Here is a 26540-nt window from a genome sequence, read left to right as displayed (position 1 = left end):
TTTTCTGGTCTGGGAATGAGGCGCTGAATGAAAAGCGTCTAATCCCTCCGCCGGTATAAGCCGGATCAGGTTCCGCGGGTTGGTTGGGTGCTTCCCAAGCCTCTCAGCCGACAATGCGCCGGCACCCCGTTAGAGCGACGGGAAAAAATAGGGCGCGGTGCGCAGCTCCGCAAGGGGGGTGAATGGCGCAAACGCCGTTGGCGCTGGCCCGCCGGCATGATATGGGCCTCGCCCATGAGCCGTTTTACCCTTCTCCTTGGCGGAGACCTCACCCGGACACCGGCGCTTGATGCCGAAATCGCCGACAGCCGCATCATCGCAGCGGATTCGGGCATGCGCCATGCTGCGCTTCTGGATGTGAAGCCCGAGCTCTGGGTGGGGGACTTCGATTCCGTGCCCGACGGGTTTGAGGATGCCTATGCCGACGTGGCGCGCCGCACCTTCCCCTCCGAGAAGGACAAGACCGACGGCGAGATCGCGATCGCGGCAGCTCTGGAGGCCGGGGCGACAAGCCTTCTGCTGGCCGGTGCTTTCGGAGGCGAACGGGCCGACCACATGTTCCTGCATTTCGCGCAGGCATTGCAGCTCTCCGAACGCGGCATTGCCGCGAAGCTGACGAGCGGGCATCAGGAAGGCGTGCCGCTCGTCCCGGGGCGGCGTCACAGTTTCGCCTATGCTGATGGCACACTGTTTTCGATTCTCGGCTTTTCGGAGCTTTCCGGCCTTACAGTCGAAGGTGCGAAATGGCCGCTCGATGCCGTGGAGGTGCCCTTCGGATCATCGCTGACACTTTCCAATGTCGTTAAGGGCGACCTCTCGATAACCTTGAAAAAGGGCCGGGCGCTGTTCATGGCGCATCTACTGCATGACGGAGAACGCTGAACCATGGCGCCGCCACTTTTAAAGCTGGATGATATTCGTTTGACCTTCGGTGGCACGCCGCTGCTGGCCGGTGCCGCGCTGATGGTCGGCCCCGGCGAGCGGCTTGCGCTGGTGGGGCGCAATGGCTCCGGCAAGTCGACCCTGTTGAAGATTGCCGCCGGGCTCGTGGAGCCGCAGGATGGCGAGATCTTCCGCCAGCCGACAGCAACCATACGCTATTTGCCGCAGACGCCTGACTGGCAGGGGTTCGCGACCGTGCGCGCCTATGTGGAGGCGGGGCTTGGGCCTGCCGACGACATCAACCGGGTGGCGCTTGTCATCGACCGGCTGGGGCTCACGGGGGATGAAGACCCGGCGACGCTTTCTGGCGGCGAGGCGCGCCGTGCGGCACTGGCCCGCGTGCTTGCGCCGGAGCCGGATTTGCTGCTGCTCGATGAGCCGACAAACCATCTCGACCTTGCCACGATCGAGTGGCTTGAGGAAGAGTTGCAACGGACCTCTTCCGCTTTGGTCACCATCTCGCATGACCGCCGATTTCTGGAAAAGGTAAGTCGCGCAACCGTGTGGCTCGACCGGGGAGTGACGCGCCGGCTCGACAAGGGGTTTGCCTATTTCGAGGACTGGCGCGATCAGGTGCTCGAAGAGGAAGAGCGCGAGCAGCATAAGCTTGCGCGCAAGATCGAGCGTGAAGAGCACTGGTTGCGCTACGGTGTGACCGCGCGCCGCAAGCGCAATGTGCGCCGTCTGGGAGAGTTGCAGGCGCTGCGCGAGAAACACCGCAGCCACCGCGGCGCGGAGGGCGTGGCCACCATGGCGGCAAGCGACGCTGCCGAATCCGGCAAGCTCGTCATCGAGGCGAAGGGGCTTGCCAAGTCCTATGACGGGTTGCAGGTGGTGAAAGACTTTTCCGCGCGAGTTCTGCGCGGCGACCGGATCGGTCTTGTGGGCCCCAATGGCGCCGGCAAAACGACCTTGATCAATCTGCTTACCGGCAAGCTCCAGCCCGACGAGGGGTCGCTGCGGCTCGGTGCCAATCTCGAAATCGCCATTTTAGATCAGAAGCGATCTCTTGACCCGCTGGAGACGCTCTCTCACTTCCTGACCGATGGGCGCGGCGATAGCGTCGTCGTCAACGGGCAGGAAAGGCATGTCGTTTCCTACATGAAGGACTTTTTGTTCAAACCAGAGCAGGCGCGCACGCCGATCCGCGAGCTCTCGGGGGGGGAGCGCGCGCGCTTGGTTCTGGCCCGGCTCCTCGCGCGGCCGGCCAATCTACTGGTACTCGATGAGCCCACCAACGATCTCGACATGGAAACCCTCGACCTCCTGCAGGAGCTTGTCGAGGACTTTCCGGGCACGGTGCTGCTTGTCAGCCATGACCGTGATTTCCTCGACCGCACAGTGACAAGCACCATCGCGCCAGCCGGCGATGGCCGCTGGATCGAGTACGCCGGCGGCTATTCAGATATGATGGCGCAGCGCAAGGGCGAAGAGCTGGAACGGCGGAAGGCGCGCAGTGCCGAGCAGCAGAAGACGAAGCCCGCGGACAACGCTGCCGCGCCCAAACCGGCCTCGAAAAAGCTTTCCTACAAACAGAAATTCGCGCTGGAGACGCTGCCGAAGAAGATCGATGAGTTGGCTGACGAAATCGCTGCTCTGGAAGAAAAACTTGCCGATCCAAACCTCTACACGCGCGATGCAGCCGCGTTTCAGCGCTTTTCCAAAGAGCTTGATGAAAAGCGCGCGAGCCGGGAGACGATGGAACAGGAATGGCTGGAGCTGGAGATGCTGCGCGAGGAGGTTGAGGGCGCATAGCAGCTCTTGCAAAACGGCTCCGACCTCACGGCTGCCTTCACCGCTCGCTAACCAGACTGGTTCAGAATGCGCCGCATGAACCAGGATTTTCTCATTTCCGCAAAACCCGATCTGCACAAGGCGCGCGCAGCCTGGCTCGCCGCGCTGGTCGATGAGCGGCGTCTTTCCGCGCTGACCGTCGATGCCTATGAGCGCGACACGCGGCAGTTTCTGCAATTCCTTACAGGGCATTGCGGCGAGGCACCGGGTCTCGCTGACATTGCCGAGTTGCGCCCGGCGGACCTGCGCGCCTTTCTGGCCTTTCGGCGGGGCAGGGGTGCGGGAGCCCGCACGCTCGGGCGCGGGCTTGCCGGGGTTCGCTCGTTTCTGCGTCACCTGGAGCGACGGGGGCTGGTGAATGCGGCGGCTGCCGCAGCGCTGAAGGCGCCGCGTGCGCCGCGCGCGCTACCCAAGCCGCTGACGGCCGCCGATGCGCGCAAGGTCGCCTCTGGCGAGGGGCAACTGGCCGAAGAACCATGGATCGCGGCGCGGAATGCCGCCGTCTTCACGCTGCTTTATGGAGCCGGGCTTCGCATTTCAGAGGCGCTAGGGCTTCTCGGTGGGCAGCTTGGGGCGCTGCGTCAGGGGGGGCTCAGGATTACCGGCAAGGGCGGCAAGACGCGAATGGTGCCGGTGCTGCCGGTATCCCTGGAAGCGGTTGCCGAGTATCAACGCCTTTGCCCCTACCATCTGGAGGCTGACAAACCGCTTTTTCGCGGCGCGCGTGGCGGTCCTTTGCAGCCTGCCATTATCCAACGTGAGATTAAGCGGATGCGCTCTGCGCTCAACCTGCCGGAGACAGCGACACCCCACGCGCTTAGGCATTCCTTTGCAACCCATCTTCTCGGGCGGGGTGGCGATTTGCGCGCGATCCAGGAGTTGCTCGGCCATGCCAGCCTCTCCACCACGCAGGTCTACACCGGGGTGGATACTGCCCGGCTTCTGGAAATTTATGACGCCGCCCATCCGCGAGCCTGATCTCGTTCGGCGCAATTTGCGGTGGCTGATTAACAGTTTGGCCGTCATTTTCCGCTAGCGTGGCGCCATGAAAACGCATGCAAAAGCCACCACCGCGACCGAGCAGTTTGTTGACCGCCTTTTTCTGTGCGCTGCTGCCTTTCCGCTTTTCCTGCTGCTGGCGCTGGTCCTCGGCCTGTCGATGGCAAAGCCGGCAAAGGCGGATGAGATTGTCTGTTCGGGCACAAACCTCCTGACGGAACTCGCCGCAGAGAACCCGGCCGCCCTTGAAGAGGTGCGACGACAGGCAGCGGACACGCCGAATGGCAGCGGACTCCTTTGGCGGGTTGAAAAGGAGGGCCTTGCGCCCTCTTATCTATTCGGCACGATGCATATGAGTGATCCACGCGTGGTTTCTCTTCCCGCCGATGCTCGTGAAGCTTTCGACGCGGCCGAACGCGTTGTCATCGAAACGACCGATATTCTCGATCAGTCGAAAATGGCTGCGGCCATGTTCAAACGTCCGGACCTGATGATGTTCACCGGCAGGGAAACGCTTGGAGATCACCTGGCTGGGGCCGAGCGTCAATTGGTGGCGAATGCGCTTGAGCACCGCGGCATTCCGTTTGCCAGCGTGAAGAAGATGAAACCCTGGATGTTGATCTCGCTGGTGGCGTTGCCTGCCTGCGAAATCCAGCGCAAGGAAGCCGGGATGCCGATCCTGGACGTTAAACTCGCCGAGGATGCGCAAAACGCCGGCAAAGAGCTTCTGGGTCTTGAGACGGCGGTTGAGCAACTGGACGCCATGGCCTCTCTGCCTATGGAGATGCATGTGCGAGGCCTCGTGGAGACGTTGGCGCTGGGTGATGGCCTCAACGATATCATGGAAACCATGATCTCTCTCTATGCGGAGGGGGAAACCGGAATGTTCTGGCCACTTATTCGTGCTGCAATCCCCGAGCAGGAAGACACTCCGGGAGATTACGCTGCCTTCGATCAGGCAATGGTCAAAGCGCGCAATGGAACAATGGCTGAACGAGTGCAGCCGATACTGGAGAAGGGCAATGCCTTTATCGCCGTTGGAGCGTTGCACCTCCCCGGGGAGGAAGGGCTCATCGAACTTTTGCGTGCACAAGGTTATTCCGTTGAAGGGATGCGGTAGATTTAGGGTTCCGGCTAACTAAACGCGTGTTATCGTATTGATGGTGCTGGGGAGGGCTTTTGGAGTGACGTCATGCAAGACGAAAACCCAAACGAGAATCCCAAACACCGTTCCGCAAGCTCGGCGGGAACGCGCGGGTTTGTGATTGGCGCCGTCGTCGCCGTGATCGCCATACTCGTCTTCATGACAATTTCAGGAAGCGGCCTCTTCGGTCCGCATGTCACCACGGTGCCGGGGGCTGTCAACGACAGTGTTCCCACCGGTGATGGTGAGTAAAAAAGCCCCAAAAGCTTTCGCTTCGGGGCTTCGTCGTTGTTTAAATCCCTGTCGGATTACATGTGGATCGGCTTGGCGAAGGTGGCGAGAGCCGCTTCCTTGACCGTTTCCGACATGGTGGGGTGTGCGTGGCAGGTGCGGGCCAGGTCTTCCGACGAGCCGCCGAACTCCATCAGAACCGCTGCCTCATGGATCATCTCGCCGGCGCCGAAGCCGACGATGTGAACGCCCAGCACGCGATCCGTCTTCTTGTCGGCAAGCACTTTCACGAAGCCGTCGGTCTTGAGCATGGAGCGGGCGCGACCGTTGGCCGAGAAGGGGAATTTGCCGGCGTTGTATTCCACGCCGGCCTTTTTCAGCTCTTCTTCGGTCTTACCGACGGATGCAACTTCCGGGCTGGTGTAGACCACGCCAGGGATCACATCATAGTTCACGTGCCCGGCCTGTCCGGCGAGGATTTCGGCCACTGCGACGCCTTCGTCCTCGGCTTTGTGCGCGAGCATCGGGCCTGCGATCACGTCGCCGATCGCGTAGATGCCATCGACATTCGTCTTGAAATGCCCGTCGGTCTTTACGCGTCCGCGCTCATCCAGCTCCACCCCCACGGCATCAAGGCCAAGGCCCTCTGTGTACGGCTTGCGGCCGGTGGCGATAAGAACCACATCTGCTTCGACGGTTTCCGCATCACCGCCCTTTGCCGGCTCAAAGGTCACCTTTGCGCCCTTGCCGGCCTTGGCCACATCCGTGACCTTGGCGCCGAGCTTGAACTCGAAACCCTGCTTGCCGAGCATGCGCTGAAACTGCTTGGCGACCTCACCGTCCATGCCGCCAAGAATGGTGTCGAGATATTCGACCACGGTCACCTTGGCGCCGAGACGGGCCCAGACGGAACCGAGCTCGAGGCCGATCACGCCGCCGCCGACAACCACCATGTGTTCCGGCACTTTGGCAAGCTCCAGCGCGCCGGTTGACGAGACGATCACCTTCTCGTCGAACGTCACGTCGACGCCGGGAATGCCGGCGACGTCGGAACCGGTGGCGATGACGATGTTCTTCGTCTCGACAGTCTGTTCCTTGCCGTCGTCGCTCTTAACGCTGACCTTGCCTTTGCCGGCGATGCTGCCAAAGCCGCGAAGGACATCGATCTTGTTCTTCTTCATCAGGAAGTCGAGACCCTTGGTGTTCTGCTCGACCGTCTTGACGCGGTGCTCCATCATCTTTTTGAGATTGAGCTTGGGCTTGCCCACCTCGACGCCGAGATCGGCGAGGCCATGGCCGGCTTCCGCGAACATTTCCGTTGCGTGCAGCAGCGCCTTGGAGGGAATGCAGCCGACATTGACGCAGGTGCCGCCGTGAGTGGAGAGCTTCTCGACAACGGCCGTCTTGAGGCCGAGTTGAGCCGCCTTGATGGCGCAGACATAGCCGCCGGGGCCGGTGCCGATCACGACGAGATCATAGGACATGTTCCTGCCTTTCCTGAATTCCGTTGCGCCGGCTATCGGCCGCCGCTGACATTGAGAATAGCGCCGGTGGAGTAGGACGCCTCATCGGAGAGAAGCCAGAGCGCGGCGCGGGCGATTTCCTCTGCCGTGCCAGGCCGTTTCATGGGGATCAGACCCGAAAGCCGCTGCGCCCTATCCGGCTGGCCGCCGGAGGCGTGGATTTCGGTATCGGTGATGCCGGGCCGCACGGCGTTTACGCGAACGCCTTCTTCGGCGACCTCGCGGGCGAGCCCCATTGTGAAGGTATCGACCGCTGCCTTGGAGGCTGCGTAATCCACATATTCGCCTGCCGAACCAAGCACTGCAGCGATGGAAGATATGTTGACGATGGCACCGCCCTTGCCGCCGTGGCGTGTGGACATACGCTTCACCGCCTCGCGGGCGCACAGCATCGTGCCGATCACATTGATACGCATCATGCGCTCAAAGCGAGCGAGGTCCATTTCGTCGACGCGCGCCTTGCGGTCGACGATGCCGGCATTGTTGACAAGAGCATCGAGCCGGCCAAAGCGCCGGTCAACGGCCTCAAACATGGCCAGGATTTCGGTTTCCTCGGCCATGTCAGCCTTGACGGCGAAGGCCTCGCCGCCCGCTTGTTCGATATTTCGGACCACGGTTTCGGCTGCGTCAGGGTTGGCGACATAATTGACTGCTACACGATATCCCGCGCTGGCCGCCAGTCGACAGAGCGCAGCGCCGATGCCGCGGCTCCCGCCTGTCACCAGAAGTGTCTTTGCTGCCTGCATCATTGCCATTCCTGATCTCGCCGGATGGACAAGGGCGCGAAAGACATCCGCCTTCCGCGCCCGGCTTTTCTAGAGGTCGAGGACCAGTCGTTCCGGATCCTCGAGCACATCCTTGATGCGCACGAGAAACGTCACAGCTTCCTTGCCATCCACGATGCGGTGATCATAGGAAAGTGCGAGATACATCATCGGGCGGATGACGATCTGGCCGCCGACCACCATTGGCCGCTCCTGGATCTTGTGCATGCCCAGAATGCCCGATTGCGGCGCATTCAGGATCGGGGTGGACATCAGCGAACCGTAGACACCGCCATTGGAGATGGTGAAGGTGCCGCCCTGCATGTCGGCCATGGAGAGCTTGCCATCGCGGGCGGCGAGACCCAGACGACCGATTTCCTTCTCCACCTCGGCGATAGACATCTGGTCGGCATCGCGCACCACCGGCACGACGAGACCACGGTCGGTGCCGACCGCTACGCCGATATGGCAGAAGTTCTTATAGATGATGTCCGTGCCGTCGATCTCGGCATTCACAGCCGGGATCTCCTTCAGCGCATGGCACACCGCCTTGGTGAAGAAGCCCATGAAGCCGAGCTTCACGCCATGCTTCTTCTCGAAGAGCTCCTTGTACTTCTTGCGCATCTCCATGACCGCCGTCATGTCCACCTCGTTGAAGGTGGTGAGCATGGCGGCACTGTCCTGCGCATCCTTGAGGCGGCGCGCGATGGTCTGACGCAGGCGTGTCATCTTCACACGCTCTTCACGGTTCTCGTCCTCGGCCGGAGAGGCGGGGCGGGCTGCTTTGGGTTTTTCAGCCGGTGAACTCGGTGCGCCGCCTTCAAGCGCTGCCAGCACATCGCCCTTCAGCACCTGGCCTTCTTTGCCGGAACCGGCAACGTCCGAGGCCTTCATACCCTTTTCTGTCATCAGCTTCTGAGCAGAGGGTGCGGGCGGACGTCCATCATCGTCATCCTTCTTCGCCGCGGGGGCTTCCTTCTCGGCCGGCTTGTCGGCCTTGTGCGCTGTTGCGCCGGCAGAGGCTCCCTGTTCGATGCGCAGGAGAAGTGCCCCGACTTCGACCTCGTCACCCGAGGCAATCACCATCTCAGTGATCACGCCGTCGACCGGCGACATCACTTCCTGGGCAGCCTTGTCGGTTTCGAGCTCGAGAATGGCTTCATCGGTTTTCACCGCGTCGCCGACCTTCTTGTAGATCTCGCCGACCTGAGCTTCGGTGACGGATTCGCCCGCTGATGGAACATTCACCTCGACGATTTTTCCGCCGCCAGCCATGGTTGCCTCCTGGGTTTCTTTGCTACCGGGCGACTTATCGCCGGCCTGATTGGTTTCTGGTTTTGCTTTGCCGGCACCATCGCTTGCGGCAATCATGCCGAGAAGGGCGCCGACTTCGACGGTTTCACCTTCCTTGACAGCGATCTCATCGAGTGTGCCGGCGGCGGGCGCCGGCACTTCAATGGAAACCTTGTCGGTCTCCAACTCAACGAGTGGCTCGTCAGTGGCGATCGTGTCACCGACCGATTTCATCCAGCGGGCAATGGTTGCCTCGGTTACGGACTCGCCCAGTGTGGGAACCCGAATCTCGGTCGCCATGTCGTTTTTCTCCGTCGCTTGCTATTCGCCGAGCGCGTCTTCGAGGAAAGCCTCGAGTTGCGCCAGATGCTTCGACATAAGGCCAGTCGCAGGCGATGCGGCGGCCGGACGACCGGTGTAGCGCACGCGCGTGTTCTTGGCCTCGATATGCTGCAGAACCCATTCCAGATAGGGGTCAATGAAAGACCAGGCACCCATGTTCTTGGGCTCTTCCTGACACCAGACCATCTCCGCATTCTTAAAGCGCGAAAGCTCGTTGATCAGGGCCTTTGCGGGGAACGGGTAGAGCTGCTCGACACGCAGGAGATAGACATCGTCAATGCCGCGCTTCTCGCGCTCTTCGTAAAGGTCGTAATAGACCTTGCCAGAGCACATCACCACGCGGCGGATCTTCGAATCCTTCACCAGCTTGATCTTCTCACCGTCCAGATGCTCCGCATCGTCCCACAACAGGCGGTGGAACGCACTTTCCCCGGACAGTTCGGCCAGTGTCGAAACGCAGCGCTTGTGGCGCAGCAGCGATTTCGGAGTCATCAAAATGAGCGGCTTGCGGAAGTCGCGCTTCAATTGGCGGCGCAGAATGTGGAAGTAGTTCGCAGGCGTCGAGCAGTAGGCCACCTGCATGTTGTCTTCCGCGCACATTTGTAGCCAGCGTTCGAGGCGGGCGGAGGAGTGCTCCGGTCCCTGTCCCTCATAACCGTGCGGCAACAGGCACACGAGGCCCGACATCCGGAGCCACTTGCGTTCGCCCGAAGAAATGAACTGGTCGAAGACCACCTGCGCGCCATTGGCAAAGTCGCCGAACTGCGCTTCCCACAGCGTCAGCGCGCGCGGCTCGGCGAGCGAGAAGCCATATTCGAAGCCGAGAACGGCTTCTTCGGAAAGCATCGAGTTGATGACTTCGTAATAGGCCTGTTGCGGACCCAAATTGTTGAGCGGGATGTAGCGGTTCTCGTCGCGCTGGTCGTAGAGCACCGAATGCCGCTGCGAGAAGGTGCCGCGTTCCGAATCCTGACCGGAAAGGCGAACAGGGTTGCCTTCGAGCAGGATCGAACCGAAGGCGAGCGCCTCGGCCGTCGCCCAGTCGATGCCGGCCCCTTCGTCGATCATCCCCTTACGGTTTTTAAGGAAGCGCTGGATCGTGCGGTGAGCTTCGAAATCCTCCGGGGTTTCGGTCAATTTTTTGCCGATTTCCTTGAGGGTCTTGACCGGAACCGCTGTCTTGCCGCGCCGTTGCTCGTCAGCGTGATCGGCTTTCTTGAGACCCGACCACACACCATCCAGCCAGTCGGCCTTGTTAGGCTTGTAGGCTTGTCCTGCCTCGAACTCCGCTTCAAGGTGCGATCGCCAGTCGGCGCGCATCTTCTCGATGTCAGCCTCGGTGACCAGACCTTCTTCGAGCATCTTTTTGGCGTAGATCTCGCTCGTCGTCGTATGCTTGCGGATCTTGCGGTACATGATCGGCTGTGTGAACGCAGGCTCGTCGCCCTCATTGTGGCCGTAGCGACGATAGCAGAACATGTCGATGACCACCGGCTTGTGGAAGGTCATGCGGAATTCGGTGGCAACCTTCGCTGCATAGACCACCGCTTCCGGATCGTCGCCATTCACGTGGAAGATCGGCGCCTCGATCATCTTCGCCACATCGGAAGGATAGGGCGAGGAACGCGAGAAGCGTGGATTGGTGGTAAAGCCGATCTGGTTGTTGATGATGAAATGCACGGTGCCGGCAACCCGGTGTCCCCGCAGGCCCGACAGGCCGAAGCACTCGGCCACAACACCCTGACCGGCAAAGGCGGCATCGCCGTGCAGCAAAAGCGGCATGACGCGGGCGCGCTCTTCCGGCGGCACCACTTCCTCGCGCTTGCGGCCGAACACCTGGTCCTGTTTGGCGCGGGCCTTGCCCATCACTACCGGGTTCACGATTTCCAGGTGTGAGGGGTTCGCGGTCAGCGACAGGTGGACATTGTTGCCATCGAAGGCGCGGTCTGAGGAGGCGCCGAGATGGTACTTCACGTCGCCGGAGCCTTCCACATCGTCAGGCGCGAACGAGCCGCCCTTGAACTCGTGGAAGATGGCGCGGTGCGGCTTTTCCATGACCTGGGAGAGAACGTTCAGGCGACCGCGGTGGGCCATGCCGAGAACGATTTCCTTCAGGCCCATCTGGCCGCCGCGCTTGATGATCTGTTCGAGCGCCGGGATCAGCGCTTCACCGCCGTCGAGACCGAAGCGCTTGGTGCCCTTGTATTTGACGTCGATGAACTGCTCGAAGCCTTCGGCCTCGATCAGCTTCTGCAGGATCGCCTTTTTGCCGTTGGCGGTGAACTCGACGCCCTTGTCCGGGCCTTCGATGCGCTCCTGGATCCAGGCTTTTTCGGCCGGATTGGAAATATGCATGAACTCGACGCCCAGCGTCGAGCAGTAGGTGCGCTTCAGAATGTCGAGCATCTGGCGGATCGTGGCGGTCTCGAGTCCGAGCACATGGTCGATGAAGATCGGACGATCATAGTCGGCTTCCGTGAAGCCGTAGGCCTCAGGAGACAGCTCGTTGTAATCTTCCAGCGGTTTGGCGATGCCCAGCGGATCGAGATCAGCATGCAGATGACCGCGCATGCGATAGGCGCGGATCATCATGATGGCACGGACGGAATCACGGGTCGCCTGCAAGGTCTCTTCGGGCGAGAGCTCGGCACCGGCCTTGGCGGCCTTGTCCTTGATCTTGCTGTCGAAGTGCTTTTCAACGGCGCCCCAGTCGCCATCGAGGGCGGAGACAAGCTCGCCATTGGCCGCCTGCGGCCAATTCTTCTTTTTCCAGGAGGCTCCGGCGGCGTTCTTCTTTACATCGGCGGCATCATCCTTGAGTGCGCCGAAGAAGTCGCGCCAGTCTTCGCTGACGGAAGCCGGGTTGTCCTGATAGCTGGCGTAGAGTTCCTCGATATAGGCGGCGTTGCCACCATAGAGGAACGAGGTGAGCGACATCTGGTCGTTGGCCTGATCTTGCCGTGCCATGTTGATTTCCGGAACCCGCGTTCCGGCTCCTTGGTCGCCGGCAAACAATGGCCGGACAGTCACATTGTTCCCGGCTGCCACTTGTGTGGCAAGCCGGGATTATCGTTCTTCCTCAACCCTTGATCGCTTCGACGAGCGTCTGGCCAAGGCGCGCCGGTGAGGGCGAAACCTTGATGCCGGCTGCTTCCATCGCCGCGATCTTGTCTTCTGCGCCACCCTTGCCGCCGGAAATCACGGCGCCTGCGTGGCCCATAGTGCGTCCGGGAGGGGCGGTGCGGCCCGCGATGAAGCCGGCCATCGGCTTCTTACGGCCCTTCTTGGCTTCGTCGCGCAGGAACTCGGCCGCTTCTTCTTCCGCCGAGCCACCGATCTCACCGATCATCACGATCGATTTCGTCTCATCGTCGGCAAGGAACATTTCCAAAATGTCGATGAATTCGGTGCCTTTCACCGGGTCGCCGCCAATGCCGACCGCCGTGGACTGGCCGAGACCTTCATTGGTGGTCTGGAACACGGCTTCATAGGTGAGTGTGCCTGAGCGCGACAAAATACCAACGGAACCCTTCTGGAAGATGTTTCCCGGCATGATGCCGATCTTGCACTCGTTCGGCGTCAGGACGCCGGGGCAGTTCGGGCCGATCAGGCGCGACTTGGACTTGTCGAGCTTCGCCTTCACTGCAACCATGTCCATCACCGGAATGCCTTCCGTGATGCAGACGATGAGCGGGATCTCGGCCTCGATGGCCTCGATGATGGCCGCGCCCGCGCCTGCCGGCGGGACATAGATCACGGATGCGTTTGCGCCGGTCTTTTCCTTGCCTTCGGCGACGGATGCGAAGATCGGGAGCTCTTCACCGCCCTGCCCGGTCCAGGTGGAGCCGCCCTTCTTGGGGTGAATGCCGCCGACCATCTGCGTGCCATGATAGGCAAGCGCCTGTTCGGTGTGGAAGGTTCCGGTCTTGCCGGTCAGGCCCTGAACGAGAACCTTGGTGTCTTTGTTTACGAGAATGGACATCTTGGCTCAGCTTCCCTTAACGGCTGCAACGATCTTCTTGGCGGCGTCGTCGAGATCATCGGCGGCGATCACGTTCAAACCGCTTTCGTTGATGATCTTCTTGCCAAGATCGACATTGGTGCCCTCTAGGCGAACCACCAGCGGAACCTTCAGGCCCACTTCCTTGACGGCAGTGACAACGCCTTCAGCGATGACGTCGCAGCGCATGATGCCGCCGAAGATGTTGACCAGAATGCCCTTCACGGCCGGGTCCGCGGTGATGATCTTGAAGGCTGCCGTCACCTTCTCCTTGGATGCGCCGCCGCCGACATCGAGGAAGTTGGCAGGCTCGGCTCCGTAGAGCTTGATGATGTCCATCGTGGCCATTGCGAGACCGGCACCATTGACCATGCAGCCGATGTTGCCGTCGAGCGCGACATAGGCGAGGTCGTATTTGGAAGCCTCGATTTCCTTCTCGTCTTCCTCGGTCGTGTCGCGCAGGGCAACCACGTCCTCGTGACGGAACAGCGCGTTGCCGTCGAAGGAGACCTTGGCATCGAGAACGCGCAGACGGCCATTTTCCATGACGATCAGCGGGTTCACTTCCAGAAGGCTCATGTCCTTTTCGGTGAAGGCCTTGTAGAGGATAGGGAACAGCGTCTCGCCGTCCTTTGCCGCCTCGCCGTCGAGCTTCAGCGCCTCGTTGAGCTTCTTCACGTCGTCAGCCGTTACGCCCGTTTTCGGGTCGATGGCGAGCGTGAGGATCTTCTCCGGCGTCTCTTCGGCGACGGCCTCAATGTCCATGCCGCCTTCGGTCGAAACGACAAAAGCCGGGCGGCCGACCGTGCGGTCGATGAGGATCGAGAGGTAGAGCTCGCGGTCGATGTCCGCACCGTCCTCGATGTAGAGGCGGTTCACCTGCTTGCCGGCCGGGCCGGTCTGCTTGGTGACGAGCGTGTTGCCGAGCATCTCGTTGGTGTGCGCGACAACTTCCTCGACGCTCTTCGCAAGCCGCACGCCGCCCTTGGCGTCGGGCCCGAGTTCGGTGAACTTGCCCTTGCCGCGTCCACCCGCGTGGATCTGGCTCTTTACCACATAGAGCGGTCCGGGAAGCTTTTTCGCAGCGGCTTCGGCTTCGCCCTTCTCAAACACCGGCACGCCATCGGCCACCGGTGCGCCATAGCTCTTCAGAAGCTGCTTGGCTTGATACTCGTGAATGTTCATTGGAGGCCTACTCCTACTTCTTCAGGTTGGGCGCGATGTTGGCGCAGGCCTCGCAAAGACCGGCAACGGCCCCCACGGACTGTTCGAACATCTTCTGCTCAGACTTGTTGAGATCGATTTCGATGATGCGCTCGACACCGCCGGCGCCGATGACAGTGGGAACGCCCACATACATGTCCTTGACGCCATACTGGCCGGCAAGATGTGCCGCGCAGGGCAGGACGCGCTTCTTGTCCTTCAGGTAGCTCTCGGCCATGGCGATCGCCGACGAAGCCGGGGCGTAGTAGGCCGAGCCGGTCTTCAGAAGGCCGACGATCTCTGCGCCGCCGTCACGGGTGCGCTGCACGATCTCGTCGATCTTCTCCTTGGAGGTCCAGCCCATCTTCACCAGGTCCGGGATCGGAATGCCGGCAACGGTGGAGTAGCGCGTCAGCGGAACCATGGAATCGCCGTGGCCGCCGAGAACGAAAGCCGTCACGTCTTCGACGGAGACCTTGAACTCTTCCGAAAGGAAGTAACGGAAACGAGCCGAGTCCAGCACGCCGGCCATGCCGACCACATGGCTCTTCGGCAGGCCGGAGAACTTCTGCAGCGCCCAGACCATGGCGTCGAGCGGGTTGGTGATGCAGATCACGAAAGCGTTGGGGGCGTATTTCTTGATGCCAGCGCCGACCTGCTCCATCACTTTCAGATTGATGCCCAGAAGGTCATCGCGGCTCATGCCGGGCTTGCGGGCAACACCGGCGGTGACGATGCAGACATCCGCGCCCTCGATGGCAGCGTAGTCGTTGGCGCCAACCATTTTGGCGTCGAAGCCCTCGACCGGCGAGGATTCGGCGATGTCCAGTCCCTTGCCCTGGGGGATGCCCTCGGCAATGTCGAACAGGACGACGTCGCCCAGTTCCTTCAAGCCCGCCAGGTGTGCGAGCGTTCCACCGATCATGCCGGAGCCGATGAGAGCGATCTTGTCGCGTGCCATGTGGTTAGAATTCCCCCTTGTGTCGAAAGGATAGGTGGTGAGATGGATGTGTGAAAAAGAGCGCGCGTCGCGTTTTGCCTGTGTCGTGTCACACCAATGCATTTCGGGCCAGAGGTCCGTCGCACTCCTTTATTCCAAAAAGGCGCGGCAAATCCGTGGCGTGGCCCGTTTCATAAGCCTCATTGGAATAAGCATACTGGCAAGGAAATTCAACCGATTCTTATCTGTTCAGGAATTTCAATCGTTTAGACATTTATGGGCTTACGTAAAAGTAAGAATTTTGCCTCAAAAATGTGCATTCTTATCGGTAGGGGCCGCTCGTCAGGGTTTTTCCGCACGATGTGGCTGGTGATCAGCCCGTGCCTGCTGTCTGCTCTCTGGCCACCACGGATTTCTCAGCCTTGCGCTGACCGGTTTGCTCCAGCCAGTCTTGGCTCTGCATCTCGATGAGTCGGGAAGCGGTGCGGTCGAACTCGAATGCTTCAGTGCCGTTTGATGCCGTGTAGAGTGCATCGGGTTGAGCGGCAGCAGATATGAACACTCGTGCTCCGGCGTCATATAGGGTGTCGATCAATAGAATGAAGCGTTTCGCCTCGTTTCGCCGTCGCATATCCATTGAGGGAACATGATCGATGAAGATCGTGTCGAAAGCGCCGGCTATGGCCAGATAATCACGAGCGCCGAGTGGCTTCTCGCAGAGATCTGCAAATGAGAAGCGTGCAGCTGAGCCAGATGCCTGGGGCACTGGCACGGACCTGCCCTTTACCTTCAGTTCGGAAGGCTCGACTGGCTGGCCGTCGGTCACCGTCGTCCAGGCGGCGTCCATTTGCTTTCCGGCCGCAGCATCGTCCGGTGATATGTAGACAGGAATGCGGTTGAGCTTCTGCATCCGGTAATCGGTATCGATGTCGAGTTCCAGAATACGTGTGTTTTCCTTTAGAATCCCGATGAACGGCAGAAAAAGGCCGCGGTTGAGTCCGTCGCGGTAGAGGTCGTCGGGTGCGACATTGGATGTGGCCACCAGAACCACGCCCTTGTCGAACAAGGCCGCGAAGAGGCGAGAAAGAATCATCGCGTCTGCGATGTCGGTTACAGTGAATTCGTCGAAGCACAGAACCCATGCTTCCTGCGCCAACGCTGCGGCTACAGGCGGGATTGGGTCTGTTTCCTGGGTCTCTCCGGCTTTCAGCGCCGCACGGTGTTGTCCGATGCGATCATGCACGTCTGCCATGAAATCGTTGAAATGGGCGCGGCGCTTGTGGTCCACCGGCACCAAATCATGAAACATGTCCATGAGCATGGTCTTACCGCGTCCCACACCACCATACACATAAAGCCCGCGGACGGGCTCACGAGACGTCTTCCGTCGGGCGAACAGCCAGCCAAGCGCGCTCGATTTGCGTGCCAGGCGCTTGTCGCTGATCTCGCCGATCAGTCGGTCTAACGCCGCCGCGATATTCTCCTGCGCAGGATCGCGGGCAATCTTGCCCGTCTCGACCATGTGGTCATAGCGCTGCGTGACGGAGGGATGGGTTACAAGTCCGTCACGCAATGTCATGTCAGGCTTTCACGCTTGGCCGATTGACCCAAGGATGTTGAAGGTCGTCGCTCAGCGCGACAGTGAAATGGGTTGACCAGATGTGGTCTGGCCATCGAAACGGCCTTCTCCCGACGAGTAGAGACGTGCAAGAACGCCACCATTCGCATCATAAAATGCAAGCTGCTTGCCCTCGACATTCCATGATTTGACGCCGTCAATTGGAGCTGGGCAACGCAGCGGCCCGGCCCGATAGCCGGAGCCGAATTTGGTCTGCGGTGTGGCAACCCGGCACGACTGGCCTGCAACGTTCACGCTCCACACCCCGGCAACACTGCCAGTGGAAACATCCGGTGCGTTGGCGGCCGCGTTCGGGTCGAGTGCTGCAACCTGTGTTTCCTGCTGAGGGGCCTCAGGGAACTGTGACGGATTGGTGGTCGGGCTTGAAGGAGGCGGTAGCTGGTTGGAGGTTACCGTGCCGGACGGCGCGGAGGGCAGTGGGTCAGGAGCCCTTGTGGCCATCGGTGAGAAGCGGTCGCTCTGGCAGCCGGCCAGGCCCGCAGCCAAAAGCGTTACAGCCAGAATTGCAAACTTTTTGTGTGGCATGCCGTCTCTCCGTTACAGCGTCCAATGCACTGAAATACAAATGAGTTCCATTTGAGGCGCCAGATCGTGGCGAACTTTTGCAATTATAACAGCCCAGCCATGGTTAAGAACCGGTTTCACCTATATGGGTTCGTGACTGTTTCTTATTGGCAACACTCCTAAGCGATGCACAGTGTGTGCTCTGGAACCGGGAACCGTTTTCGGCGTTGAAGCTTCTCAACCGGCGCTAGCGCCAATAGGAGGGCAAACAATGCTTAAATGGATTCTCATTTTGCTGATCGTCGCGGCTGTCGCAGGTCTGCTTGGTATGAACAGCCTTGCAGGAGCGGCAATGACCGGCGCGAAAGTTTTGATCGCCGTGGTTCTGGTTCTCTTCCTCCTCGCGGTCCTTGGTATTGTGGCGATAGCCTGACTTCGCACTTGATTGATGAGGCCGTTCGTCTGGTAATTTTGCCTCTCATCAGCCATATAGGCGCCTGAGACACAGGGTTTTGGAGCCACCATGGCGCTCGAGGCAGCATTTGCAAAGATGAACGGCCTCGGCAACGCGATCATCGTTGCCGACATGCGCGGGCGCGCGGACCGGGTAACGCCCGCCGCCGCGCGTGCGCTCAATGCCGATCCGGACACGCGTTTCGATCAGATCATGGCTATCCATGATCCCCGTGTTGCCGGAACCCACAATTATATCGAGATTTTCAATTCCGACGGCAGCCAGGCGCAGGCCTGTGGCAATGGCACGCGCTGTGTCGTGCAGGCGCTCGCCGCCGAGACAGGGCAGAAGACCTTCACCTTCCAGACGGTGGCCGGCATTTTGAATGCCGAAGAGCATGAAGACGGAATGATCTCTGTTGATATGGGCAAGCCCCGTTTCGGCTGGCAGGAGATCCCGCTTGCAGAAGAGTTCCGCGACACCCGTATGATCGAGTTGCAGGCAGGGCCCATAGATGCGCCGGTACTGCACTCGCCTTCCGTTGCCTCCATGGGCAATCCCCATGCGATCTTCTGGGTCGCTGGTGACGTCAATGATTATGATCTGGAGCGGTTTGGGCCGCTTCTGGAGAACCATCCCGTTTTTCCCGAACGCGCCAATATCTCAATAGCGCGTGTGACGGCCGATGATGCGCTCACACTGCGCACGTGGGAGCGCGGGGCGGGGCTCACTCTTGCCTGCGGCTCAGCAGCCTGTGCTGCTGCTGTTTCCGCCGCGCGCACGGGCCGCACGGGGCGTCACGTGACAGTTACCGTTCCCGGTGGTACGCTTGATATCCTCTGGCGCCAGGATGATCACGTTATCATGACCGGCCCCGCCGAATGGGAGTTCTCCGGCCGTTTCGACCCCGCCACCGGCGCGTGGGAGCGCGAAGCCGAGGAGGCGGTCTGAATGGCGGTGGATGTTCTGACATTCGGATGCCGTCTCAACGCCTACGAGTCCGAGGTGATCAAGCGCGAAGCGAGGGAAGCCGGGCTTGAGGAGCTGGAAGGCGGGGCCGTTGTCGTCAATACATGCGCCGTGACCGGCGAGGCGGTGCGGCAGGCGCGGCAGGCGATCCGGAAGGCGCGTCGTGAAAACCCGGATACCCGCATTATCGTCACCGGCTGTGCCGCACAGACGGAGCCGGGCACATTTGACGCCATGGATGAGGTGGATCTTGTTCTCGGCAATGAGGAGAAGCTGAAGGCACACAACTACCGCGCCTTGCCGGATTTCGGTGTGAACCAGTTCGAGAAGGTGCGCGTCAACGACATCATGGAGGTGCGCGAGACCGCGGCGCACATGGTCGAATCCATCGAAGGCCGGGCCCGCGCTTTCGTGCAGGTTCAAAATGGCTGCGACCATCGCTGTACCTTTTGCATCATCCCTTATGGACGCGGAAATTCGCGCTCCGTTCCCATGGGCGCGGTGGTGGATCAGGTGCGCCAGCTTGTTGGCAACGGCTATGGCGAGGTGGTTCTGACGGGCGTGGACCTTACGAGCTTCGGGGCCGATCTGCCGGGCAGTCCGCGTCTTGGGCGACTTGTGGCGACCATTTTGCGCGAGGTGCCGGAGCTTGAGCGTCTGCGCCTTTCCTCCATCGATTCCATCGAGGCGGATGATGAACTCATGCGCGCGCTGGCGGAAGAGGAGCGGTTGATGCCGCATCTCCACCTTTCGCTGCAGCATGGCGACGACATGATCCTGAAGCGCATGAAGCGTCGCCATCTGCGCGCCGATGCCATTGAATTTTGTGAACGTGTGCGGGCGCTTCGCCCTGATGCGGTGTTCGGTGCAGACATCATAGCCGGTTTCCCGACTGAGACCGACGCCATGTTCGAGAATTCGCTGAAGATCGTCGAAGAATGCGGGCTCACGCATCTCCACGTCTTCCCTTTCAGCCCGCGCGAGGGCACGCCGGCAGCGCGCATGCCGCAACTCGACCGCGCGCTGGTAAAGGAGCGCGCCGCGCGTCTGCGCGCCGTGGGCGCTGCGGCCTATGGGCGACATCTTGCTGCGCTTGTCGGCACGCATCAGCGCATATTGGTCGAGCGTCCCGGGCTTGGGCGAACGGAAGGTTTCACCTTGGCTGCGCTTGAAGACGCAAAGCTGGGGGATATTGTCGGGGCGCGGATCACCGGCCATGACGGGGAGCGGCTCACTGCGGTCGCGGATACACAGGAAGCAGCGTAGCGGGCATGGCATTCGGATTTATCAAAAAGGTTTTCTCCTTCGGCAAGAAAGAGGTTGAGGAAACCAAGCCTGACGAGGCGGAAGAGGCGAAGGCTTCAGAGACCGCTGCTGTTGCGCAGGCAGATGAAGCCTTGACGGGTGAGAAAGCCACCCGTGAAATTGTTCCAGAGCCAGAGCCAGAGCCAGAGCCAGAGCCAGAGCCAGAGCCAGAGCCAGAGCCAGAGCCAGAGCCAGAGCCAGAGCCAGAGCCAGAGCCAGAGCCAGAGCCAGAGCCAGAGCCAGAGCCAGAGCCAGAGCCAGAGCCAGAGCCAGAGCCAGAGCCAGAGCCAGAGCCAGAGCCAGAGCCAGAGCCAGAGCCAGAGCCAGAGCCAGAGCCAGAGCCAGAGCCAGAGCCAGAGCCAGAGCCAGAGCCAGAGCCAGAGCCAGAGCCAGAGCCAGAGCCAGAGCCAGAGCCAGAGCCAGAGCCAGAGCCAGAGCCAGAGCCGAAGGCCGAAATTTCAGACGCGACGCCCGCGCCCCCTTCTCCCCGCGAGCGGGGAGAAGGTGAGGATGAGGGGCAGCGCGACGCTGACGACATCAAGCCTGCCGTCGAGGCCGCGCCGACACCCTCGACCGACGACGCAAGCCCCTCATCCGGTCCTTCGGACCACCTTCTCCCCGCTGGCGGGGAGAAGGAAGCGGAACCCGTCATCGAGGTTGCGGAAAAGGCCGAGGCCGACGAAGCCCCGGAACCGAAGGTCGAAGTTTCAGACGCAACGCCCGCGACCCCTTCTCCCCGTGAACGGGGAGAAGGTGAGGATGAGGGGCGACGCGACGCTGGCAACATCACGCCCGTCGCCGAATCTGCGCCAGCCGTTGCCGCAGGCAAGATCGCCGTCTCCAAAGCAGTCGAGCGCGTGGAAGAGAAGGCGCCCGAGCCACAAGCGTCCGAACCGCGCAAGCCATGGTTCCAGCGTCTGCGCGAGGGGCTTTCGCGTTCGTCGCGCGAGCTGCGCGATTCCATCGCCGGCGTATTCACCAAGCGCAAGCTGGATGAAGACACGCTTCAGGATCTCGAAGACGTTCTTCTCCGCGCCGATCTCGGTCTTGAGACCGCCATGCGCGTCACCGATGCACTGGCTTCGGGCCGTTACGGCAAGGACGTGTCAGGTGAGGAAGTGCAGGCTGTCATGGCCGAGGAAATCGAGAAGGTTCTGGCACCCGTCGCCATGCCTCTCGAGCTCGACCTGTCGCACAAGCCGCATGTCATTCTCGTTGTTGGCGTCAACGGCACCGGCAAGACGACCACAATCGGCAAGCTGGCCGCAAAGCTGACCGAAGGTGGGCTGTCGGTGACGCTGGGCGCCGGCGACACCTTCCGCGCCGCGGCAATCGAGCAATTGAAAATCTGGGGCGAGCGCACTGGCTCACCGGTCGTTTCATCAAAACTGGGCGCGGATGCGGCGGGCCTTGCCTACGATGCCTATGAAAAGGCGAAGGAGGCCGGCTCCGATGTGCTCATCATCGACACCGCCGGCCGGTTGCAGAACAAGGCCGAGCTGATGGCGGAGCTTGAGAAGATCGTGCGCGTGCTTGGCAAGCACGATCCCGATGCGCCGCACACTGTCCTCCAGACGGTGGATGCCACCACCGGACAGAATGCCCTTAATCAGGTCGAAATCTTTCGCAATGTTGCGGGCGTCAACGGCCTTGTTATGACCAAGCTCGACGGCACGGCACGCGGCGGTATCCTCGTTTCCATCGCCGCCAAGCACAAGCTGCCGGTCTATTTCATCGGCGTCGGCGAACAGGTCGACGATCTGGAGCCTTTCTCGGCGAGCGATTTTGCCAAGGCAATTGCAGGAGTTCAGTAAGCGTGAGCGAAAAACCCGTGTTCGAACGCGACCCCGCCGATCCCAAGCGCAAGGAAATCAACCCGCTTTTGAAGCTGGCGCTGGAGCTGGGACCCCTCATGGTGTTCTTCTTCGCCAATTCGCGCGGGGAATGGCTTGTGGAGCTTGTTCCCGCGTTGGGCAATCTCGGAGGCCCGCTTTTCGTGGCGACCGCGCTTTTCATGGCCGCTACGGCAGTAGCGCTCACGGCTTCGTGGATCCTCACCCGCACACTGCCCATCATGCCGTTGGTCTCGGGGGTGGTGGTGTTCGTGTTCGGCGCGCTGACGCTCTATCTGCACAGTGAAATCTTCATCAAGATGAAGCCGACCATCGTCAACACGCTGTTTGGAGTGGTGCTTCTGGGCGGTCTCGCCTTCGGCAAGTCGCTGCTTGGCTACGTGTTCGATTCCGCTTTCAAGCTGGATGCGGAAGGCTGGCGCAAGCTCACCCTGCGCTGGGGGCTGTTCTTCATCTTTCTGGCGGTGGTCAACGAGGTGGTGTGGCGCATGTTCTCCACCGACACCTGGGTCGCGTTCAAAGTGTGGGGCATCATGCCGATCACCATTTTGTTCACGATGAGCCAGATGCCGCTCATCATGAAGCACTCGCTGGAAGAACAGTCGAAATAAACTATCCGGACGCATCCCGCCTTGCGGCGGCGAGGGCGTCGTCGAACCGGGTGTAGAACCGCAATGCCGGCGGTTTCAACCCGTGTGTGCGCAGCAATCTCCGCACTGGCTGGTTCGCCCCTACCAGGTAGACATTGGCTCTCTGCTGGCGTGCCTTGCGCACGAAACCTTCAATGGTGGCTGCCGCCGTGGAATCGAGAAAACTCACCGAGCCGATGTCGATGACATACGCTTTGGGCTGGCCGCCAATCCGGTCGAGTGCTGCTCCCACAGCAGCCGCCGCGCCGAAGAAAAATGCGCCGGCAATACGGTAGACAACCACATCGTTGTCGGTTGCTGTTTCGGCGTTATACGGTCGCTCGCCATTGTCGGGCTGATCTCTCAGCGAGGCAACACCATGCTCCACGCGCACGGCCTCCGACATGCGATGCAGAAAGAGCAGCGCGCCCAGGCCGAAGCCTACCAGAATGCCCTCCGTCAGGTCGCGGAATACCACCAGCAGGAACGTCACCAGAAGCACGATCGCATCCCCCCATGAGGAACGCAGCAGTGCTGCAAACTGGTGCTTCTCCGCCATGTTCCAGGCCACCACAGCCAGAATAGCCGCAAGGGCTGAAAGTGGAATGAAGCGCGCCAGCGGCGCGGCCACCAGCATGAAAGCGAGCAGGAACAGCGAATGCAGCATGCCCGAAACCGGGCCGCGCGCGCCGGCTCGTACATTGGCCGCCGTGCGCGCGATAGTGCCGGTCACGCAGAAGCCGCCAAAGAGGGCCGAACCGATATTGGCTGCACCCTGCGCCACCAACTCGCTGTTGGAGCGGTGCCGGCGACCGGTCATGGAATCGGCTACCACCGCCGAAAGCAAGCTCTCGATGCCGCCCAGAAGCGCAAACGAGAAAGCGGCGGGCAGCACGGCCACGATCTTGTCGGTGCTGAGGTCCGGCAACTGCGGGGCAGGCAGCATTTGCGGAATGCCTCCGAACCGCGAGCCGATGGTTTCCACCGGCAGACCCAGCGCCCAGGCGACCAGTGTGGCCGCCACCACGGCGATGAGAAAGCCCGGCCAGTGCGGCCGCCAGCGGCGCAGCCCGACGATCACCGCCACCGATCCAAGCGCCAGCAGAAGTGCTGCGGCGTTCACCGTCGGCGCTGCTTCCGCCAGCGCCTGCAGTTTGGGGATGAAAGGCCCAGGCTCCGTGCCTCTCAGCGTGAGGCCGAAGAAATCCTTGAGCTGGCTCGTCAGGATGATGACGGCGATGCCCGAGGTGAAACCCACGGTGACGGGATAGGGCACATATTTGATGAAGGTGCCGAGTCTTAGAAGACCAATGGCAAGCAGGATGAACCCGGAGAGGAAGGTGGCAAGGATCAGCCCGTCTGTGCCGTGCGCCTGCACCGTGGCGAAAACGAGCACGATGAATGCGCCTGCCGGCCCACCGATCTGAAATCGGCTGCCACCAAGGGCGGAGACCAGAAACCCGCCCACAATGGCCGTGTAAAGACCGCGCTCCGGCCCTACGCCCGAAGCGATGGCGATGGCCATGGACAAGGGCAACGCGATGATCGCAACCGTCAGGCCGGCTACGATATCGGCCTTGAGTGCCCCAGGGCCGTAGCCTTCGCGCAGTACGGTCAGTAATTTTGGGGTGAACAGAGCAGTGAAACCAGGGCGCGTGGCGCGAGCCTGCATGGAAAAGCCTCATACCATCGGCAGCGGTAGGCCGTCGGCGTTTTTGCAGGCGGTCGCCGTTGCGTTCTCATCGTCTCCCGCAGTTCCGGACGCAAAACCGGCTCCCACTTTTGCTGGAACTGCGTTGTCTCAGACGGATTTCGCCTTAGGCGGGGTGGGCTCCCTGAAGCGCACGCCGCGTCCGGTGCCGTAGCTGGGTGCATGTTCGCCTATAAGCTCTATGCCGGCTGCCCCCAGCGCCTCGACCACCTTGGAAAGCGTGTCGACCACACCGCGCACATTGCCTTCGCTTGCCTCCATCCTTTGAATGGTTGGCAGGGAAACGCCCGAAAGCTCGGCCAGCTGCTTCTGGTCGATGCCCAACAGGGCACGGGCGGCGCGCATCTGTGCTGCGGTTATCATTGGCGCTCCGTCTTAGAGTGTATATAATGTCTTTTAGAATTGATGTCTAGAACATCAATAGTGATGGTTTTAGACTGATAAAACGCCGAACAAGCCGATGATCCCGCCCATGATAAGGGCGACACCCAGCCAGTGGCCGGCGTCGATCAGGGTCAGGTCCCAGCCGAAGCCTTCATAGCGCTGGTTGACGGCCACGGTCGTGGCCATGAAACCCAGCCAGATGAATGCGCCGGAGACGATGCCGTTCCAGAAGGTCACCTGCCCGGCCCCCAGATGGCCGATCACGCCGGCCAGAACCCACGCCATGATCAGCTCGGCCACGAAGGAGGTGATGAAAAGCGCTGGCTCCATCTTCGCTTCTTCGGGCTTGATGCGTGCGGCCTTCATCCATGGTTTGCCGAGCGCGCCATAATAAATGGCGCCGAACATGAAAGCTGCGATGGCGGCAACGAGGATGGCGAGATAGTTGAGACCGGCGAAATCCATGGGGTTCTCCTCACATGTCCAGCAGGCCGGATTGAACCCGCACTCCACAAAGTGGTCAAGCAAATTGCCAGACGGTTGTGTGCTTCACCTCTGCGTCTTCCAGCGCACGGGTCACCGGTACGTTATAACTCGTCAGTTCGGTAAGACGTGTGCGTGGCAGGTAACTGCGGCCGGGGTCACCGACAATGACCGTCGAGCCTGCATTTGACAAATTCTCGAACCATGGCACCAGCGTGTCGGTCATAGCCCGGTCGTAGAATACATCGCCGGCAAGCACCACGTCCCATTCGCCCGCAGTGCCCGTGAGATCGTCCAGCGTGGTTTCAAATGTCACATCGTTTGCTGCCATGTTCAGCGAACAGGCTGGTGCGCTGAACGGGTCTATGTCCGCTGCCAATACATGTTTCGCGCCAGCCTTTACTGCGGCAATGGCGACAAGCCCGGACCCGGTGGCGAAGTCGAGCACGGTTTTCCCGCGAACGGTTTCGGGGCGATCGAGGATGTAGCGCGAAAGCCCCTGACCGCCTGCCCATGCGAAGGCCCAGAAAGGCGGCGGCAGGCCGATCTCTGCAAGCTCCTCCTCCGTTCGTTGCCACAGATCGTGCGCCTCATCGGCCAGATGGAGCGCGACCTCCGGCACATGTGGCGGGCGCATCAGCGTCGTGTTGGCGCGGATGAACGCCGCCGCATTGTCCGGGGTGATGCGCCGCACGTGGATCTTCTCAGGGTGCCTTGTCGAGGCCGCCCATGCGGCAGATCTCGGCCCATTCGTCTGACCGCACCGGCTGAACGGAAAGTCTCGAATTGTTGACCAGAATCATCTCCGAAAGTTTCGGGTTGGCCTTGATCTCGGCCAGCGTCACGGGTTGAGGAATGTCCTTTACCGCGCGGATGTCCACGCATTCCCAGCGAGGATCATCGGTGGTGCTGTCGGGATGCGCCAGCGCACACACCTCCACAATGCCCACCACGGAGGTCTCCTTGACCGAGTGATAGAAGAATCCGAGGTCGCCGATCTTCATCTCGCGCATGTTGTTGCGTGCCTGATAGTTGCGCACGCCGTCCCATTGCTCGCCTTCGTCGCCCTTCTTTTTCTGCATCTCCCAAGACCATGTGGAAGGCTCGGACTTGAACAGCCAATAGGCCATCACGCATTCTCCGGATTGTTGAAGACCCAGTTCCAAGCCCGTATTTCAACGGATTCGAACAGGCCCGCAAGTGCATATGGATCTGCGGCGGCGATCAGTTCGGCAGCCGCCTGATCTTCCACTTCCACTGCGACAAGGCTGCCGCATGGCTTGCCGTCCTCATCGAGGAAAGGACCGGCAAATTTCAGGGCGCCGTTCTCATTCAGTCCGTTCAGGTATTCCACATGGTCGGGTCGTGCGCCCATTCGCGTGTCCAGATGGCCGGGCTTGTCCCGGCAGATGATGGCAAAGATCATGATTTTCC

Annotated in this window: 25 protein-coding genes and 1 riboswitch; of the genes, 10 read left to right on the top strand and 15 right to left on the bottom strand. The window is 60.9% G+C overall.

Features of this window, described 5'->3' with window-relative positions:
• Positions 1–25: 25 nt before the first annotated feature.
• Positions 26–139: riboswitch (TPP riboswitch) on the bottom strand.
• A gap of 95 nt (positions 140–234) precedes the next feature.
• From KW403_RS05750 to KW403_RS05730, 5 genes are all read left to right on the top strand, one after another.
• Positions 235–882 (top strand): thiamine diphosphokinase, encoded by a 648-nt coding sequence (locus tag KW403_RS05750; protein WP_223021778.1) that lies wholly within the window; start codon positions 235–237, stop codon positions 880–882.
• 3 nt (positions 883–885) lie between these two features.
• Positions 886–2697: an ABC-F family ATP-binding cassette domain-containing protein gene (locus KW403_RS05745; protein WP_223021777.1), complete on the top strand. Its 1812-nt coding sequence runs from the start codon at positions 886–888 to the stop codon at positions 2695–2697.
• 75 nt (positions 2698–2772) lie between these two features.
• Positions 2773–3714, top strand: a complete 942-nt coding sequence (locus KW403_RS05740) for a tyrosine recombinase XerC (RefSeq protein ID WP_223021776.1) — start codon at positions 2773–2775, stop codon at positions 3712–3714.
• A gap of 67 nt (positions 3715–3781) precedes the next feature.
• Complete coding sequence (locus KW403_RS05735; protein ID WP_223021775.1) at positions 3782–4855, top strand: TraB/GumN family protein; 1074 nt, start codon at positions 3782–3784, stop codon at positions 4853–4855.
• 72 nt (positions 4856–4927) lie between these two features.
• Complete coding sequence (locus KW403_RS05730; protein ID WP_223021774.1) at positions 4928–5131, top strand: hypothetical protein; 204 nt, start codon at positions 4928–4930, stop codon at positions 5129–5131.
• Between the two features lie 56 nt (positions 5132–5187).
• Here KW403_RS05730 and lpdA read toward each other — a convergent pair whose 3' ends face one another.
• The 9 genes from lpdA to KW403_RS05685 form a co-directional block, all read right to left on the bottom strand.
• Positions 5188–6594, bottom strand: coding sequence for a dihydrolipoyl dehydrogenase (gene lpdA / locus KW403_RS05725; RefSeq protein ID WP_223021773.1), 1407 nt, complete (start codon positions 6592–6594; stop codon positions 5188–5190).
• 32 nt (positions 6595–6626) lie between these two features.
• Complete coding sequence (locus KW403_RS05720) at positions 6627–7382, bottom strand: SDR family oxidoreductase (RefSeq protein WP_223021772.1); 756 nt, start codon at positions 7380–7382, stop codon at positions 6627–6629.
• 66 nt (positions 7383–7448) lie between these two features.
• Complete coding sequence (odhB, locus tag KW403_RS05715) at positions 7449–8990, bottom strand: 2-oxoglutarate dehydrogenase complex dihydrolipoyllysine-residue succinyltransferase (protein ID WP_223021771.1); 1542 nt, start codon at positions 8988–8990, stop codon at positions 7449–7451.
• Positions 8991–9011: 21 nt separating this feature from the next.
• Positions 9012–11999: a 2-oxoglutarate dehydrogenase E1 component gene (locus tag KW403_RS05710; protein ID WP_223021770.1), complete on the bottom strand. Its 2988-nt coding sequence runs from the start codon at positions 11997–11999 to the stop codon at positions 9012–9014.
• Positions 12000–12111: 112 nt separating this feature from the next.
• Positions 12112–13014 carry a succinate--CoA ligase subunit alpha gene (gene sucD / locus KW403_RS05705; protein WP_223021769.1) on the bottom strand — a complete coding sequence of 301 codons (903 nt, stop codon included), beginning with the start codon at positions 13012–13014 and terminating at the stop codon, positions 12112–12114.
• Between the two features lie 6 nt (positions 13015–13020).
• A complete protein-coding gene (sucC, locus tag KW403_RS05700) occupies positions 13021–14217 on the bottom strand; it encodes an ADP-forming succinate--CoA ligase subunit beta (RefSeq protein ID WP_223021768.1) in 1197 nt (398 codons plus the stop codon).
• A 13-nt stretch (positions 14218–14230) separates the two neighbouring features.
• Positions 14231–15196 carry a malate dehydrogenase gene (mdh, locus tag KW403_RS05695; protein WP_223021767.1) on the bottom strand — a complete coding sequence of 322 codons (966 nt, stop codon included), beginning with the start codon at positions 15194–15196 and terminating at the stop codon, positions 14231–14233.
• Between the two features lie 352 nt (positions 15197–15548).
• Positions 15549–16754, bottom strand: a complete 1206-nt coding sequence (zapE, locus tag KW403_RS05690; RefSeq protein WP_223021766.1) for a cell division protein ZapE — start codon at positions 16752–16754, stop codon at positions 15549–15551.
• A 51-nt stretch (positions 16755–16805) separates the two neighbouring features.
• A complete protein-coding gene (locus tag KW403_RS05685) occupies positions 16806–17339 on the bottom strand; it encodes a protease inhibitor Inh/omp19 family protein (RefSeq protein ID WP_223021765.1) in 534 nt (177 codons plus the stop codon).
• Positions 17340–17589: 250 nt separating this feature from the next.
• On the opposite strand from KW403_RS05685, the gene KW403_RS05680 reads away from it, so the two are divergent.
• The 5 genes from KW403_RS05680 (at position 17590) to KW403_RS05660 (ending at position 22510) form a co-directional block, all read left to right on the top strand.
• On the top strand, positions 17590–17751 hold the full coding sequence (locus tag KW403_RS05680) for a DUF1328 family protein (protein ID WP_007007536.1): 162 nt from the start codon (positions 17590–17592) through the stop codon (positions 17749–17751).
• A gap of 90 nt (positions 17752–17841) precedes the next feature.
• Positions 17842–18723 carry a diaminopimelate epimerase gene (gene dapF, locus KW403_RS05675; protein ID WP_223021764.1) on the top strand — a complete coding sequence of 294 codons (882 nt, stop codon included), beginning with the start codon at positions 17842–17844 and terminating at the stop codon, positions 18721–18723.
• A complete protein-coding gene (gene mtaB / locus KW403_RS05670) occupies positions 18724–20007 on the top strand; it encodes a tRNA (N(6)-L-threonylcarbamoyladenosine(37)-C(2))-methylthiotransferase MtaB (RefSeq protein ID WP_223021763.1) in 1284 nt (427 codons plus the stop codon).
• Between the two features lie 5 nt (positions 20008–20012).
• A complete protein-coding gene (ftsY, locus tag KW403_RS05665) occupies positions 20013–21860 on the top strand; it encodes a signal recognition particle-docking protein FtsY (RefSeq protein ID WP_223021762.1) in 1848 nt (615 codons plus the stop codon).
• A gap of 2 nt (positions 21861–21862) precedes the next feature.
• Positions 21863–22510 (top strand): septation protein A, encoded by a 648-nt coding sequence (locus KW403_RS05660; RefSeq protein ID WP_223021761.1) that lies wholly within the window; start codon positions 21863–21865, stop codon positions 22508–22510.
• A gap of 1 nt (position 22511) precedes the next feature.
• On the opposite strand, the gene KW403_RS05655 is transcribed toward KW403_RS05660, so the two are convergent.
• The 6 genes from KW403_RS05655 to KW403_RS05630 form a co-directional block, all read right to left on the bottom strand.
• On the bottom strand, positions 22512–24200 hold the full coding sequence (locus tag KW403_RS05655) for a SulP family inorganic anion transporter (RefSeq protein ID WP_223021760.1): 1689 nt from the start codon (positions 24198–24200) through the stop codon (positions 22512–22514).
• Positions 24201–24329: 129 nt separating this feature from the next.
• Complete coding sequence (locus tag KW403_RS05650) at positions 24330–24602, bottom strand: helix-turn-helix domain-containing protein (RefSeq protein ID WP_223021759.1); 273 nt, start codon at positions 24600–24602, stop codon at positions 24330–24332.
• A 69-nt stretch (positions 24603–24671) separates the two neighbouring features.
• Positions 24672–25088 carry a DUF1761 domain-containing protein gene (locus tag KW403_RS05645; protein WP_223021758.1) on the bottom strand — a complete coding sequence of 139 codons (417 nt, stop codon included), beginning with the start codon at positions 25086–25088 and terminating at the stop codon, positions 24672–24674.
• Positions 25089–25143: 55 nt separating this feature from the next.
• A complete protein-coding gene (locus KW403_RS05640) occupies positions 25144–25743 on the bottom strand; it encodes a class I SAM-dependent methyltransferase (protein ID WP_223022455.1) in 600 nt (199 codons plus the stop codon).
• Positions 25744–25810: 67 nt separating this feature from the next.
• The gene (locus KW403_RS05635; RefSeq protein ID WP_223021757.1) at positions 25811–26236 is read right to left on the bottom strand and encodes an EVE domain-containing protein; all 426 of its coding nucleotides are present in this window, start codon (positions 26234–26236) and stop codon (positions 25811–25813) included.
• A complete protein-coding gene (locus KW403_RS05630) occupies positions 26236–26532 on the bottom strand; it encodes a YciI-like protein (protein WP_223021756.1) in 297 nt (98 codons plus the stop codon). Before KW403_RS05630 ends, KW403_RS05635 begins: the two co-directional genes overlap by 1 nt.
• Positions 26533–26540: the final 8 nt, after the last annotated feature.

The sequence above is a fragment of the Nitratireductor kimnyeongensis genome (genome assembly GCF_019891395.1).
GTDB lineage: Bacteria > Pseudomonadota > Alphaproteobacteria > Rhizobiales > Rhizobiaceae > Nitratireductor > Nitratireductor kimnyeongensis.
Note: the sequence above shows the minus strand (reverse complement) of the source record. Positions and strands in the feature narration are given on the sequence as shown.